Genomic DNA, 13,325 nt, shown 5'->3' on the forward strand with positions numbered 1-13,325 from the left:
GCAACATAAGGAGACATCATGAAGCGCACCATCGTCGTCGGCTACGACCAGAGCCCGTCCGGCGACCGCGCCCTGGCCCAGGCCGGACGCGAAGCCGCCTGGCGCGACGCGGCGGTCACCGTGGTCACCGGCTACCACGCGGTCGCCGTCGTGTCGCCGATGGGCTACATGCCGGTGGACTACCAGACCACGGTCAAGAACATCGCCGGCAAGATCGCCGGCGACGGCGTGCAGTGGCTGCGGAACCGCTACCCCGGGATGCCGGTGGACTCGGCGGTCATCGCCGGCCCGACCGCCGAGGCGCTGGCCGAGGCGTCCCGGGACGCGGACCTGCTGGTGCTCGGCAACCGCGGCCGCGGCGGGTTCGCCGGCCTGCTGCTCGGCTCGGTGTCGATGCGCACCCTGACCCTGGCCTCGTGTCCGACGATGATCGTGCGCGGCAAGCCCCGGGAGCCGGCCGACTCGGTCGTGCTCGCGCTCGACATCGAGGACGCCGCCGACGAGGTCGTGGAGTTCGCCTTCGCCGAGGCCGCCGCGCGCGGCGCCCGACTGCGCGCGGTCAACGTCTGGGACCTGGACTGGAACGGCTCCGCCGATCCGGACTCCGCCGACGACCTCGACACCGCCAAGGCCCAGGCCGTGACCGACATCCGCAAGACGATGGAGGCCCGGCTGAACCACTGGCGGACGAAGTACCCTGCCGTCCGCCTCACCGTCGAGGTCGCGGACGGCACCCCGAGCGCGGTGCTGACCGGCCGCACCGAGGACGCCGACCTGATCGTCGTCGGCGCGCACCGCCGCGGCGACGGCCACCTCGGCATGCGGCCCGGACCGATCGCGCAGACCCTGCTGCACCACGCCGACTGCCCGGTGGCGGTCGTCCCGCGGTGACGAAGCCGCGCCGAAGCGGGCATCTCCCTGACCGGCACCGAGGTCAAGGAGGTGACCCGCTCCGCGACCGCGCTCAGGAGTCGGCCGACGGCGATCGCCGACGCCGTGGTGCCGTACCGCGAACCGCCTCAGCCGGCGGGCGCGGACGCCTCTCGCCGCGCCGCGTCGCGCCGGGCGATCACCGCGGCCCAGGCCGTCACCGCGAGACCGACCACCGCGGCGGCCAGGATCGCCGCGCCCTCACCGGGCTTCAGCAGCCCCGCGCGCTCGCCGATGGTGACCGCCGCCACCGGCACTCCCAGCTGCGCTCCGGCCAGAACCGCCAGCGGCAGCGGCTGGCCCAGCAGCCGGGCCGCGGCGTGCACCGCGACCGTGGCCGCCGCCAGGGCGCCGGCCAGACCGATCAGGCGAGGGTGCCGGACGAGGTCGTCGAGCTGCAGCGACGCACCGAGCCAGACGAAGAACACCGGTCCGAGGAACCCGTCGGCGACCGCGAACAGCTGGCGGGCCAGGCGGCGCGGCTCGCCCTGGGCCGCCAGGATCAGACCGGCCGCGAACCCCGCGAGCATGACCGAGACGCCCACCGCTTCGGCCAGACCGGCCAGACCGAACAGGATGATCAGCTGCTCGCGCAGCTCCAGCCCGAGATTCCGGCGCCGGCTCAACCGGTGCAACCGGCGCTGCCAGCCCCGCCTGCGAGCCTGGCGCACGATCAGGAACACCACCAGGCTGGCACCGGCCACCGCCAGCACCCCGAGCGCGGCGTGCCCGGCCCGGGACGGCTGCTCGGCCAGCGGCAGCAGCACGATCGCCGCGGTGTCCGCCACCGCGACCTGGGCGATCATCACCAACGCCGGTGTCGAGGACAGTCCGGCGTCCTGGACCACCGGGAGCACCAGCGCGGCCGAGCTCGACGCGAGCAGCACCGCGTACATCCAGCCGTGCCCCGTCCCGGCCAGCGCGGCGATGCCCAGCCCCGCCGGGACCGCCAGCGCCCCGGTGAAGGCCGCCAGCGCCGCGCCGCGCCCCAGCGCCGGGCGCAGCCGAGCCGACCGGACCGGAACGTGACTGCCCGCGACCAGCATGATCAGGGCGAACCCGGCCTGCGACAGGAACACCAGCACCGGCTCGCTCGGATCCACCCACCCGAACCCCGTGCGGCCGACGACCACCCCGGCCAGGATCTCGCCGACGGCGACCGGGACGGCTCCGTGGCGCACGGCGGCCAGCAGCGGGCCGACCAGGCCGACGGCCAGCACCAGCGCGAGCACGGCCAGGCTCACCTGTTCCTCCTTCGCCGAGGCGTCCTTCCCACAGTGAACACCTCCGGCGCGGACAGTGGTGCGGCGGGGGGCTCACCGGGGCGACGCGGGCTGAGACCGTCCGCCTCTGGCATGACAGGTCCTTCGGCCGTGGCGGCGCCCCCCGGTCACCGGTCATCGTGGGAGAAGCAGGCCGGGCGACCGAGCCGGCCGACGATCATTCTGTGAGACGCCATGACCACCGTCATCGCCCAGGAAATGTGGCGAAACGAACGCGACGTCCTGCACGACCTGGCTGTGTTCGTGACCGAGCACGGCCCCGACGCCGACCATCCCCTGCCGCTGCTGCACTGGTACGTCGGTCCCTCGCACACGGTGCACGCGGAGATCCACTCCCTGGACCGCGAGAACGGCGGCGGCCATCGTGACCCCACGGCGGTCCTCGCCGCGTACGCCGACGCCCTCCACGCCGACGTCATGGAACTCCCGAACCCGGACCACGTCCTGTTCGTGGCCCGCGGCCGGCTCGGTCCGCGGGGTGATGACGGATCCGGGCGCACGCACGCGGTGATCAGGGCCCGGATCCCCGTCGTGGACGACAGCAAGGTCGGCGGGTGCGCCTTCCTGCCTTGAGCCGGTCACGGGCGAAGGTCCCGCCGGCTCCGGGGAACCGGCGCCATCGGCCCCTGGACATCCGGGTCGTTCGCCCCTGGAGCACACGCTCCCGCCGCGATCGACTGGAGATGCGGGGAGTGGTCCAGGTACGAGAGCGTCCGGAGCCAGGAGGTGCGGGCCCATGAGAGTCCTGTTGACGGAGTCCGCTCCGGGAGCGGCCGACCAAGCCGAACAGCGGCTCCGGGAAGCCGGCTACGACATCTCCTTCTGCCACCCCGACCACCGCGCGGACGAAGACGGATGCGTCGTGCTGCGAGGGATCGGGCACTGCCCGCTGCGCACCGATGCCGACATCGGCGCGGTGATCGACGCACGTTCCCCGGACGCGCCGGCCCTCCCGACCGCACGTGAGTTCGGTGCCTGCTGTGCGCTGCGCAACCATCTGCCGCTGATCGTGACCGGGCCGGCGGACACCGAACGCTTCCCCTGGATCGACGCCGCGGCGGTCTGCACCACCGATGAGCTGGTCGGCACCTGTGAGCAACTGACCCGGCCGGTCGAGGCGGCGGTGCGCCGGGACGCCGAGCGGGTGGCGCGCGAAGCGTTGCGGGCCAACGGCTACCACGGCGACATCGACGTCGCGGTCACCCACGCCGCGGCGTCGACGGCGGTGTTCGTGTACGTCCTGGGCTCGTCCGACGACATCGCCAGGGCCGAGGCCGCCGGCATGGTCCGCCGGGCCCTGCGCGGCCGCAGGGACCTCGAGGAAACCGTGACCGTCGTGATGGTGCCGGAGGTGTGAGCGATGGAACTCATCCGCCGGATCGCCGACGCCCTGCGGTACGGCCGGGACGGTCACAGCGACCCGGCCGCCCAGCTCACCACCGCCCGCTGGCGGCAGCGGGCGATGCTGGCGGACCTGCTCCGCGACCTGGACGAACTGGCCGATGAGCGGGCCTACGTCGACACCGAGATCGCCCGGAGCCGCACCACCGTCGCCCGGCTGGAAAGCGACGCCGCGGCCGCTGACGCCGACGGCTCCGCCGACGTCGCCCGTGAACTCCGCGAGGAGCGGCTGCAGGCCCACGCCTTCCTCACCGAACTCCTCGATGTCCGTCAGGCGATGGACACCGAGCAGACCCGGCTGCTCCGTCTCCGCAAGCGCCTCGAAGAGCACGTCGCGCAGGCGGAGGCACTGGCCGGCCGCCTCGGCACGGGAGGCCCCGACGACGTCCGGGCCCTGGTCCACCAGGTCGTCGACGACACGGCCGGACTGGCAGGCGACGAGCAGGACCGTCTCGAAGCCGGCTTCTGAAGCCGGCTTCAGAAGCCGACCGCGAGAGCCGGCCCACAGGGTCCAACGGCCCGGTCGGCACCGGGACCTCAAGCCCTGGCCCGGACCACCGACCGCGACAAGCGTGAAAGGTAGGCACAGACCACTCCCACCGTGGAGGTCCTCATGAACACCACCGTCGCCGTCGGGTACGACCGCACCCGCCCGGGCGAGCACGCGCTCGGCGTCGCCGCCCGCGAAGCCGCCCGCCGCAGCGGATCCCTGCTCGTCATCTCCGCCTACCACTGGCTCACCCCGCCCGAGCCGCACAGCATGACCCCCGCCGACACCGAAGCCACCGCACGCAAAGCCGCCGAGGAAATCGCCCAATACGGCGCCGGCCGCGTCCGCGAACGCCACCCCGACCTGCCCGTCGAAGCCCGCGCCGTCGCCGGCTACGCCGGCAAAGTACTCGCCGCCGCCAGCCACGAAGCCGACCTGCTGGTGGTCGGCAACCGCGGCACCGGCGGCTTCCACGGCCTCATGCTCGGCTCCACCTCCATGCGCACCCTGGCCGAAGCCTGCTGCCCCGTCATCGTGGCCCGCGGCGACACCGACGACACCCACGACCGGATCATCGCCGCCGTCGACATCGACACCGACTGCGACACCATCCTCGCCTTCGCCTTCGAAGAAGCCTCACGCCGCGGAGCCGGCCTGACCGTCACCCACGTATGGGACGAACCCTGGATCGTCGCCTACGGCCAACAAGACCCCGGCATCGCCGACGACGTCGCCCGCATCGAACGCGAACGCGACGACCGCCTGGCCGGCCTCGTCCAGGCCGCCCAGGCCAAACAACCCGACGTCCACGCCTTCCACCAACTCGCCATCGGCTCAGCCTCCGCCCTGCTGGTCGAGGCATCCCACCGAGCAGACCTCCTGGTCACCGGCGCACGCCGACACGGCGAAGGACGCCACGGCATGCTCATCGGACCAGTCACACAAACACTGCTGCAACACGCCGAATGCCCCGTCGCCGTGGTACCCCAGTGATTTCCGGGCCGGGCTGAACGTCCCGGCCGGGCACGGGCCGTCGGTCCCGCGGTGAGGTGACCTCGGGCCCTCCCGGCCACGGCCCCGGCCCGGCGATGCTTCGAACAAGGGCTCTGATGCCCGGCCGACACAGGATTCCAGGAGGCGAGTGTCATGACCGTTCCTTCGCTGGGCACCCTCGTCCCAGCACCGCGCCGCAGGCGGTGGCAGCTCCCGACGCGACGCGGCCGGGAACGGGCAGCCCTGCGGGCCCGGAGCCTGAACCTGGCCTCGGCCGGCACCACGGTGCCGCTGACCATGGCGGAGAACGACCCGATGCTGCTGCGCCTGGCCGTGGAGGACCTGTGCTGGCACATGGCGGTCGACGACCTGGACCGGCGCAGACCGCGCCGCGGCGATCGTGCCGGGCGGGACGCCTGGCTGGCCGAACAGGCCCACCTGGAGGACGAGCGCAGACGGCTCGCCGCCATGCTGACCGAGACGATCAGCGCGCTCTAGCCGGTCACGGGGCGCGCAGGGCCTTTCGGCCCGACGCCCCCGGGCCCCACGGCACTACGGCCCGGATCGGAGTCGCAGGAGTCTGGGTGTCGGAGGAAGTCCGCTAGGAAGTCCGCATCCGACCCATGGAGGTTCCAGTCATGAAGGCGCTCGTCTACGGCGGCCCCGGCAAGAAGGTATGGACTGACAAGGCCGATCCGGCCATCGCAGACCCGCGCGACGCGATCATCCGCGTCGACGCGGTCACCATCTGCGGCACCGACCTGCACATCCTCAAGGGCGACGTGCCCGAGACGCAGCCGGGCACCGTCCTGGGCCATGAGGCCGTCGGCACCGTCGTCGAGGTCGGATCCGGCGTCAGCACGCTGACCCCGGGCGACCGGGTCCTGGCCTCGTGCATCTCTGCCTGCGGCACCTGCCGCTTCTGCCGGGCCGGCGCCTACGGCCAGTGCCTGGCCGGCGGCGGCTGGATCCTCGGCCACACCACCGACGGCGTGCAGGCCGAGTACGCCCGGCTGCCGTTCGCCGACCTGTCCACGTACAAGCTCTCGGACACCATCAGCGACGAGTCCGCGGTGCTGCTCGCGGACATCCTGCCGACCTCCTACGAGGTCGGCGTCCTCAACGGACACGTCCGGCCCGGCGACACCGTCGTCGTGGTCGGCGCCGGACCCATCGGCCTGGCCGCCATCCTCACCGCGCGGCTGTTCTCCCCCTCGCACATCATCGCGATCGACAAGGCCGCCTCCCGCTTGCAGGCCGCCAAGCACTTCGGCGCCTCTTCCACGATTCAGCCCGACCAGGACCCGGCCGAGGTGGTGCGGGCCCTGACCGGCGGCCTGGGCGCGGACGTCGTCATCGAGGCGGTGGGCGTCCCGGAGACCTTCGAGCTGTGCACCACGCTGGTCCGCCCCGGCGGCCACGTCGCGAACATCGGCGTGCACGGCAAGCCCGCGACCCTGCACCTGGAAGACCTGTGGATCAAGAACGTCACGATCACCACCGGGCTGGTCGACACCTTCTCCACGCCGACACTGCTGCGGATGCTGGAGGCCGGGCAGCTCGACGTCGGCCCCATGGTCACCCACCGCTTCGCCCTCGATGATTTCGAACAGGCCTACCAGGTCTTCGCCGACGCCGCGGACACCGGCGCGCTCAAGGTGGTCCTGAGCCGGAGCTGACCGAGAGCTGCCTGGTTCGCCGCTCGAAGCTTCCCGTCAAGCTCATCATCGATGACTGCCGCGTCGGCCTCGGCGCAGCGTCGGCCCATTATCAGCGCCGGCACCCCCGACGCGAGGAGCACACCATGCGATCCGAAGAAGACACCAGGTCGGCGCGGACCCGTGGCATCGAGGTCCGCCCGCTGCCGACGGCCCGTCGGCTGGCGATCGGCGCCGATCGGGCGGGCCGTCACCGGTCCACCATGCACTACCTGATGACGGCCGACGTGACAGCCGCGCGCAGGCTGATGGCGATGTCGCCGGAGACGTTGTCCCTCACCGGCTTCGTCACAGCGTCCGTGGCACGGGCCGCGGCCGAGCATCCCACGGTGCACGCCTACCGGGACTGGCGCGGACGGCTGATCGTGCATCGCCACGTCGACGTCATGGTCCCGGTCCAGGATGAACGGGGGTCCCGTACCGTGTTCCACGTCGTCCGCGACGCCGACGCGCGCGACGTCACGCGGATATCCACGGAACTGCTCGCCGCCGAAACCTCATCCGTCTCAGGGGTCTTCGAGCGCTTCCCCCTGCTCGCCAGGATCCCCGGCCTCGTCCGCACTGTGTACACGGTCTTGGACCGCTCGGTGCGGCTGCGCCAGCGGATGGGCACGGTGATGGTCACCACCACCGGTATGCACGACGTCGGCGAGGCGTTCGGCGTTCCGGCGTCCACGCTGATGCCCCTGCACGTGGTGATCGGCAGCGTCAGCGACCGCCCGCACCAGACGGGCAACGTCATCGAACGGCACGACATCCTCAACCTGACCCTGGTCTTCGACCACGGCCTGGTGGGCGAAGCGGAGGCGGCGCGTTTCGCCACACGGCTGTGCTCCGCCATCGAACGCGCGGAGGTCCTCCACCCCCTGCGGACCAGGAAGCCTTGGCGGCAGGCAATAGTGCTGCCCCAGCCACAAAGAGCGTCACAGACGGCGTCGGCGAACGGCGCCCACGACCGCTGACGACGTACCCCAATCGCTCCGCTGAGCCGGCAGGCGACCGCGGTTGTCTCCAGATGTCTCCTCGGCTACGGCTCGGCCCAGTACCGGGGCACGACCACGACCGGGCACGGCGCCCGGTACAGCAGATGCCGGCTCACCGAGCCCAGCTCGGGGACCGGCGGCACCGTGCGGCCGCGCGTGCCGACGACGAGCAGCGACTCGGCCTGCCCGATCTCCGTCAGCACCTCGCGCGGGCGTCCGTGGACCACCAGGGTCCGCACCCGCACGTCGGGGTACTTCTCACACCAGCCGGCCAACGACTCGGCCACCATGCGCTCGGCCCCCGCGCGCACCGACATGGCGTCGAAGTCGATCGGAAGCACCCCGCCCGGGTTGCGCGGCCCGGGCCTGGACCAGGCGTGAACGACGGCGAGACGACGACCGCGCAGGTCCGCCTCGGCGAAGGCGAAGCCCACCGCGGCCCGGGAAGGCGGCGAGCCGTCGACGCCGACGGCGATCGAGCCGTTCGGAGTGCCGCGGCCGGCGGTCACCAGAACCGGGCATGACGCGCGCAGGGCCAAGCCGCCGGCGACCGTCTCGACCAGTGCCCGGGCCGGCGCGCGCAGGCCGCATCCGCCGATGACCACGAGTTCGGCGTCGCCCGACGCCTGAACCAGCACCGGCTGTGCGAACCCTCTGGCCACCTCCCCGGTCACGGTGAGCTCTGGATGTGCGGCCGAGGCCTGCCTCATCGCCCGGGTGACCCAGCGCCCCGGCGCGTCGGGCAACGGCCCGGCGTCCGTGCTCGCGGCCGTGGCGAAGGGGTCGGCATGGACCACGTGCAGCGGGCACCGGCGCAGCGCCGCCTCGGCCGCCGCCGCGTCGAGGGCGACGAGGCTGTCGTCGGTCTCGTCGACTCCGACGACCACGCGGTGACCGGTGCCGGTCATGTCGCGTGCTCCCGGAGCGGGCGCTCGACCGCGGCGAACGCCGGCCAGGACATCGAGTCCCCGGCAGCGGCCCCGGACTGCACGGCCAGGACCAGGTATGCCATCACTTCGTCGAGACGATGTTCGTCCATGTATCCAGGACATGTCCTGGATACATGGACGAACAGGGCCGATGGTCCCGTTTCGACGGCGGTGCCGCCGCCGGGGCCCGAGGCGCCGCGCGATCAGGGCGCCTTGCCGAGCAGGGTGGCGCGTCCGGCCTCCAGCCGCGCGGCCGGGACCCGGTAGGGCGAGCAGGAGACATAGTCCAACCCGGCCTCGTCGAAGTACCGGATCGACTCCGGGTCGCCTCCGTGTTCGCCGCACACGCCGAGCCCCAGGTCGGGCTTCACCGCGCGGCCCGCCACCGCCGCCGTGCGGACCAGCTGCCCCACCACCGGGTCGATGGTCTGGAAGGGGGACGTCTGGAACACCGCGCGGTCCAGGTACGCGGGGAAGAACGAGGCCTCGACGTCGTCGCGGGAGAAGCCCCAGGTCGTCTGGGTCAGATCGTTGGTGCCGAAGGAGAAGAAGTCGGCGGCCTCGGCGATCTGACCGGCGGTGAGCGCCGCGCGCGGCAGCTCGATCATGGTGCCGATCGGGCAGGGCACGGTGACGCCGGTGGCCGCGGCGACCTCGGCCAGGACCTGCTCGACCTCCAGCCGGACGATGCGCAGCTCGCGGGCGTCGCCCACGAGCGGGACCATGATCTCCGGCCGCGGGTCGAATCCGTCCGCGCGCAACGCCGCCGCCGCCTCGGCCAGGGCCCGCACCTGCATCGCGAACAGGCCCGGGACGGTCAGGCCGAGACGGACGCCGCGCAGGCCGAGCATCGGGTTCTGCTCGTGCATCCGGCGCACCGCTTCGAGCACGTGGGTGTCGTGCACCCAGGACGGATCGTGGCCGTCGGCGATCGCGACCTTCACCGACAGCTCGGTGAGGTCCGGGAGGAACTCGTGCAGCGGGGGGTCGATCAGCCGGACCGTCACCGGCAGGCCGTCCATCGCCCGAAGGATCCCGGTGAAGTCCGTACGTTGCAGCGGCAGCAGCGCATCCAGCGCCTCCCGCCGTCCGGTCGGGGTGTCGGCCAGGATCAGGGCCTCGACCAGCGGGCGCCGCTCGCCCAGGAACATGTGCTCGGTGCGGCACAGGCCGATGCCGGCCGCGCCGAAGCGCCGCGCCTGCTCGGCGTCGGCGACCGTGTCGGCATTGGCCAGGACGCCCAGGCGGCGGCAGTCGTCGGCCCACCCGAGGATCCTGTCCACGGCCGGCACCGAGGCGTCCTCGGTGCCGGATCCGTCGTCCGGCGTCCCCTGGAAGTGCCGGACCAGCGGCGAGGCGATCAACGGGACCTCGCCGGCGTAGACGTGCCCGCTCGTGCCGTCGATCGAGATGTACTCGCCGTCGTGCACGACGGTGCCGTCGGCGGTGGTGAACCGCTTGTGGTCGACGTCGACGGTGAGCTCCTCGGCGCCGCAGACACACGGCCGGCCCAGACCGCGCGCGACGACGGCCGCGTGCGAGGTCTTGCCGCCCTGGCTGGTCAGGATGCCGGCCGCGGCCAGCATCCCCGGCAGGTCCTCGGGCCGGGTCTGCGGGCGCACCAGGATCACCGTCTCGCCGCGGGCGTTGCGGCTCGCGGCCGCGTGGGCGTCGAACACCACGCGTCCGACAGCGGCGCCGGGGGACGCGGCCACACCGGTCGCGAGCCGTGCCGGCAGGGCCCGGTCGTCGAACCGCGGGAACAGCAGCTGCGCCAGACGGTCGCCGGTGACGCGCAGCACCGCCTCCTCGCGCGTGATGTGTCCCTCGTCGACGAGATCGGCGGCGATCCGGAACGCCGCCGCCGCGCTGCGCTGCCCGACGCGGGTCTGCAGCATCCACAGCTTCCCGCGCTCGACGGTGAACTCGATGTCGCACATGTCGCGGTAGTGGTTCTCCAGCGCGCGGAGGTTGTCGCACAGCTCGGCGAAGGACTTCGGGTCCAACCGCTCCAACTCCTGCAGCGCCACCGCGTTGCGGACGCCGGCGACGATGTCCTCGCCGACCGCGTGCCGCAGGTAGTCGCCGTACACACCGGGGGCGCCGGTGGCGGGATCGCGCGTGAACGCCACGCCGGTCCCGGAGTCCGTGCCGAGGTTGCCGAAGACCATCAGGCAGACGTTGACCGCGGTACCTAGGTCGTCGGGGATGTGTTCGCGCTTGCGATAGACCCGGGCGCGTTCGCCGTCCCAGGACCCGAACACCGCACGGATGGCCAGATCCAGCTGTCGCCGCGGATCCTGCGGGAACGGACGTCCGGTCTCCTCCTCGACGATGTTCAGGTAGACCCGGCTCAGAGAACGAAGATGCTCGGTCGTCAGACTGTCGCGCCAGTCGCCGGCGGCGTCCCGGTACTCCTGGAAGACCGCCTCGAACGGCTCCTCGTCCATACCCAGGACGGTCAGGGCGAAAGAGCGGACGAACCTGGCGTAGCTCTCCCAGGCGAAGCGCTCGTCGCCCGACCAGACGGCGAGCCGTTCGACGCTCTGATCGTTGAGCCCGACGTTCAAGACGGTGTCCATCATGCCCGGCATCGAGCGCTTCGCTCCGGAGCGGACCGCGACGAGCACCGGGCGGTCGGCGTCGAAGCGCTCGCGGACTTCGTCCTCGAACTGCTTCCAGGCGTCGGTCACCTGGTCCTGGAGGCTCGCCGGTTCGGCTCCGGTCTCCAGGAAGACGCGGCACGCCTCGGTGGTGACGGTGAACCCCGGCGGGACGTCCAGCCCCATCCGCGTCATCTCCGCCAGCCCGGCGCCCTTGCCGCCGAGCAACTCGGCCATGCCCCGGCCGCCTTCGGCGAATCTGTACACGTATTTGTCCATCACCAGCTCCTCGCTGCGTCGGGCTCGATCGGCCCACGAAAACTCACCCTCAGCGTCGTCCGCGCGACAGGACCCTGGCAGAGGCCAACGGAGGGGCGGGAAGCGGGACTTTCGACCCTGACCCCGGGCACCCGACGCGGCGTTCAGCCTTCGGGGACGATGATCACCGGGCAGTGCGCGTGGTGCAGCACGGTGTGCGCCAGCGCGCCGACCCGCATGCCCGGCTGTTCCCCGGTGCGCGCGAGGCCGCCGATGACGAGCGCGTCGACGAGCCGGGTGGAGTCGACGAGCATGCGGCTGGGCGTCCCGGGGAACGCCTGGCACGAGACGCGGACGTTCGGATACTTCTCCTGCCACGGCTCAAGCGCCGCCGCGAGCAGGTTCACGCGGTTGACCCGGACAGCGTCGATGATCTCGTCCGCGAACCCGCTGTCGGCGACGTACAGCGGCGACGGGTCGTCCCAGACGTGGAGGGCGAAGACCTCCGCGTTCCGGAGCGCCGCCTCGGCGAACGCGAACTCCAGGATCCCGGCACCGGCACCCGGACGGTCGACGTCGATGCCGGCCATGATCCGGCCGGTGGCCGGCGACCCGGCGCCGCGGGCGACCATGACCGGGCAGGTCGCGAGGTCCAGCACACGCAGCGCCACCGAGCCCAGCAGCTGGCCGACGAACCCGCCGCGGCCGCGTCCCCCGACCACCACGAGCGAGGCGTCACGTCCCTGGCCGGCGAGCGCCCCGGCCGGGTCGCCGCCGGCCGACACGGTGTGCACGGTCAGGCCGGGATTCTCCGCACGCAGTCGGACGGCGGCCTTGTCCAGCATGGCCTGGGACGCGGCGGCGACGGCCGCCTCCGCCGCGATCCCCGGCGGCAGGCCGAAGGTCCCCGGCGGGATCCACTGATAGGCGTGGACCAGGCGCAGCGTCGCGTCTCTGGCGACGGCTTCCCGGACGGCGCAGCTCACGGCGTACGTGCTGTGCTCGGTGTCGTCGAATCCGACGATGACGGGCTGGCTCACAGCGGTCTCCTCCTCGAAGGGCTGGTCGGTGGTGGGTGCCGGAGCCAGCCTCGTGGCGTCCGGCCGGCCCGGACAGTGCCCTTGGACCCGCCGTGCGCGGGTCCCGAGGCCCTACGGCCCAGCGCGACCGGTCGCCACGCTGATCTCGTGGAGACCGACCTGAAGGAGACGACCGCGATGATGTACCAGTACGGACACCACGGCATCGGAGCCTGGGGCTTCCTGATGACCCTCGGCATGCTGGCCTTCTGGGCGCTCCTGATCGCCGTCGGGGTGACGCTCTACCGCCTGAGCTCCGCCCACGCGCACCTGCCCACCGCACCCCCGCCAGACCAGGACGCCGAGCAGGTCTTGGCCCGGCGCTTCGCCGCCGGCGAGATCGACGAGAAGGAGTACACCGCGCGGCTGACCGTGCTGCACGGGCAGCCTCCGCAGCAACCGGGCGGGTCCTGATCCGGGCACAACCGAGCGGGCACGGCGGGAGGACGTCACTGTGGTCTCACCCGGCCGCCCGCCGCGTCGTTCCACACACGGCACTGGCGGCCGGTGGTTCGCGTGGACAAGGGCGAGGTCAAGGGCGAGGTCAAGGGCTAAGGGCTAAAGGCGCCTCCGGCGGCAATGCCACGTAGCTTAGTTTGATCTTGTTGCTGTGGCTGGGTGGTGCCGGATGGTGGGTGGGGTGTGGTGGCGGGTGCCG

Annotated in this window: 14 protein-coding genes; 9 read left to right on the top strand and 5 right to left on the bottom strand. The window is 72.4% G+C overall.

The genetic code is table 11. The annotated features are described in order from the left end of the window. The first annotated feature begins 18 nt into the window (after positions 1–18). Entirely contained in the window at positions 19–891 is an 873-nt protein-coding gene (locus ABH926_RS32230; protein WP_370369672.1) for a universal stress protein, read from the top strand. Between the two features lie 128 nt (positions 892–1,019). Here ABH926_RS32230 and ABH926_RS32235 read toward each other — a convergent pair whose 3' ends face one another. Further along, positions 1,020–2,174, bottom strand: a complete 1,155-nt coding sequence (locus ABH926_RS32235) for a cation:proton antiporter (RefSeq protein ID WP_370369673.1) — start codon at positions 2,172–2,174, stop codon at positions 1,020–1,022. Positions 2,175–2,387: 213 nt separating this feature from the next. On the opposite strand from ABH926_RS32235, the gene ABH926_RS32240 reads away from it, so the two are divergent. The 7 genes from ABH926_RS32240 to ABH926_RS32270 all read left to right on the top strand — a co-directional run bounded on the left by ABH926_RS32240 (position 2,388) and on the right by ABH926_RS32270 (position 7,777). Further along, entirely contained in the window at positions 2,388–2,786 is a 399-nt protein-coding gene (locus ABH926_RS32240) for a hypothetical protein (RefSeq protein ID WP_370369674.1), read from the top strand. A 163-nt stretch (positions 2,787–2,949) separates the two neighbouring features. Continuing rightward, complete coding sequence (locus ABH926_RS32245; protein WP_370369675.1) at positions 2,950–3,570, top strand: hypothetical protein; 621 nt, start codon at positions 2,950–2,952, stop codon at positions 3,568–3,570. A 3-nt stretch (positions 3,571–3,573) separates the two neighbouring features. Then, positions 3,574–4,083, top strand: coding sequence for a hypothetical protein (locus ABH926_RS32250; protein WP_370369676.1), 510 nt, complete (start codon positions 3,574–3,576; stop codon positions 4,081–4,083). A gap of 144 nt (positions 4,084–4,227) precedes the next feature. Continuing rightward, on the top strand, positions 4,228–5,097 hold the full coding sequence (locus ABH926_RS32255; RefSeq protein ID WP_370369677.1) for a universal stress protein: 870 nt from the start codon (positions 4,228–4,230) through the stop codon (positions 5,095–5,097). A 153-nt stretch (positions 5,098–5,250) separates the two neighbouring features. Beyond that, positions 5,251–5,595 carry a hypothetical protein gene (locus ABH926_RS32260; RefSeq protein WP_370369678.1) on the top strand — a complete coding sequence of 115 codons (345 nt, stop codon included), beginning with the start codon at positions 5,251–5,253 and terminating at the stop codon, positions 5,593–5,595. Between the two features lie 140 nt (positions 5,596–5,735). Continuing rightward, the gene (locus ABH926_RS32265; protein ID WP_370369679.1) at positions 5,736–6,776 is read left to right on the top strand and encodes a zinc-dependent alcohol dehydrogenase family protein; all 1,041 of its coding nucleotides are present in this window, start codon (positions 5,736–5,738) and stop codon (positions 6,774–6,776) included. A 125-nt stretch (positions 6,777–6,901) separates the two neighbouring features. Continuing rightward, positions 6,902–7,777, top strand: a complete 876-nt coding sequence (locus tag ABH926_RS32270) for a 2-oxo acid dehydrogenase subunit E2 (protein WP_370369680.1) — start codon at positions 6,902–6,904, stop codon at positions 7,775–7,777. Positions 7,778–7,842: 65 nt separating this feature from the next. Here ABH926_RS32270 and ABH926_RS32275 read toward each other — a convergent pair whose 3' ends face one another. From ABH926_RS32275 to ABH926_RS32290, 4 genes are all read right to left on the bottom strand, one after another. After that, positions 7,843–8,706, bottom strand: a complete 864-nt coding sequence (locus ABH926_RS32275; protein ID WP_370369681.1) for a universal stress protein — start codon at positions 8,704–8,706, stop codon at positions 7,843–7,845. Continuing rightward, a complete protein-coding gene (locus tag ABH926_RS32280) occupies positions 8,703–8,837 on the bottom strand; it encodes a hypothetical protein (protein ID WP_370369682.1) in 135 nt (44 codons plus the stop codon). Before ABH926_RS32280 ends, ABH926_RS32275 begins: the two co-directional genes overlap by 4 nt. 93 nt (positions 8,838–8,930) lie before the next feature. After that, a complete protein-coding gene (gene ppdK / locus ABH926_RS32285; protein WP_370369683.1) occupies positions 8,931–11,609 on the bottom strand; it encodes a pyruvate, phosphate dikinase in 2,679 nt (892 codons plus the stop codon). Positions 11,610–11,752: 143 nt separating this feature from the next. Next, on the bottom strand, positions 11,753–12,628 hold the full coding sequence (locus tag ABH926_RS32290) for a universal stress protein (protein WP_370369684.1): 876 nt from the start codon (positions 12,626–12,628) through the stop codon (positions 11,753–11,755). A 147-nt stretch (positions 12,629–12,775) separates the two neighbouring features. On the opposite strand from ABH926_RS32290, the gene ABH926_RS32295 reads away from it, so the two are divergent. Next, on the top strand, positions 12,776–13,081 hold the full coding sequence (locus ABH926_RS32295; protein WP_370369685.1) for an SHOCT domain-containing protein: 306 nt from the start codon (positions 12,776–12,778) through the stop codon (positions 13,079–13,081). Positions 13,082–13,325: the final 244 nt, after the last annotated feature.

Origin of the sequence: Catenulispora sp. GP43, assembly GCF_041260665.1 — a bacterium.
GTDB lineage: Bacteria > Actinomycetota > Actinomycetes > Streptomycetales > Catenulisporaceae > Catenulispora.

Excerpts from the sequence above, each read along its gene's own strand:
- ABH926_RS32260 (WP_370369678.1), top strand. The coding sequence starts at position 5,251 with ATGACCGTTCCTTCGCTGGGCACCCTCGTCCCAGCACCGCGCCGCAGG.
- ABH926_RS32230 (WP_370369672.1), top strand. The coding sequence starts at position 19 with ATGAAGCGCACCATCGTCGTCGGCTACGACCAGAGCCCGTCCGGCGAC.
- ABH926_RS32265 (WP_370369679.1), top strand. The coding sequence starts at position 5,736 with ATGAAGGCGCTCGTCTACGGCGGCCCCGGCAAGAAGGTATGGACTGAC.
- ABH926_RS32250 (WP_370369676.1), top strand. The coding sequence starts at position 3,574 with ATGGAACTCATCCGCCGGATCGCCGACGCCCTGCGGTACGGCCGGGAC.
- ABH926_RS32275 (WP_370369681.1), bottom strand. The coding sequence starts at position 8,706 with ATGACCGGCACCGGTCACCGCGTGGTCGTCGGAGTCGACGAGACCGAC.
- ABH926_RS32270 (WP_370369680.1), top strand. The coding sequence starts at position 6,902 with ATGCGATCCGAAGAAGACACCAGGTCGGCGCGGACCCGTGGCATCGAG.
- ABH926_RS32255 (WP_370369677.1), top strand. The coding sequence starts at position 4,228 with ATGAACACCACCGTCGCCGTCGGGTACGACCGCACCCGCCCGGGCGAG.
- ppdK (WP_370369683.1), bottom strand. The coding sequence starts at position 11,609 with ATGGACAAATACGTGTACAGATTCGCCGAAGGCGGCCGGGGCATGGCC.
- ABH926_RS32240 (WP_370369674.1), top strand. The coding sequence starts at position 2,388 with ATGACCACCGTCATCGCCCAGGAAATGTGGCGAAACGAACGCGACGTC.
- ABH926_RS32280 (WP_370369682.1), bottom strand. The coding sequence starts at position 8,837 with ATGGACGAACATCGTCTCGACGAAGTGATGGCATACCTGGTCCTGGCC.
- ABH926_RS32245 (WP_370369675.1), top strand. The coding sequence starts at position 2,950 with ATGAGAGTCCTGTTGACGGAGTCCGCTCCGGGAGCGGCCGACCAAGCC.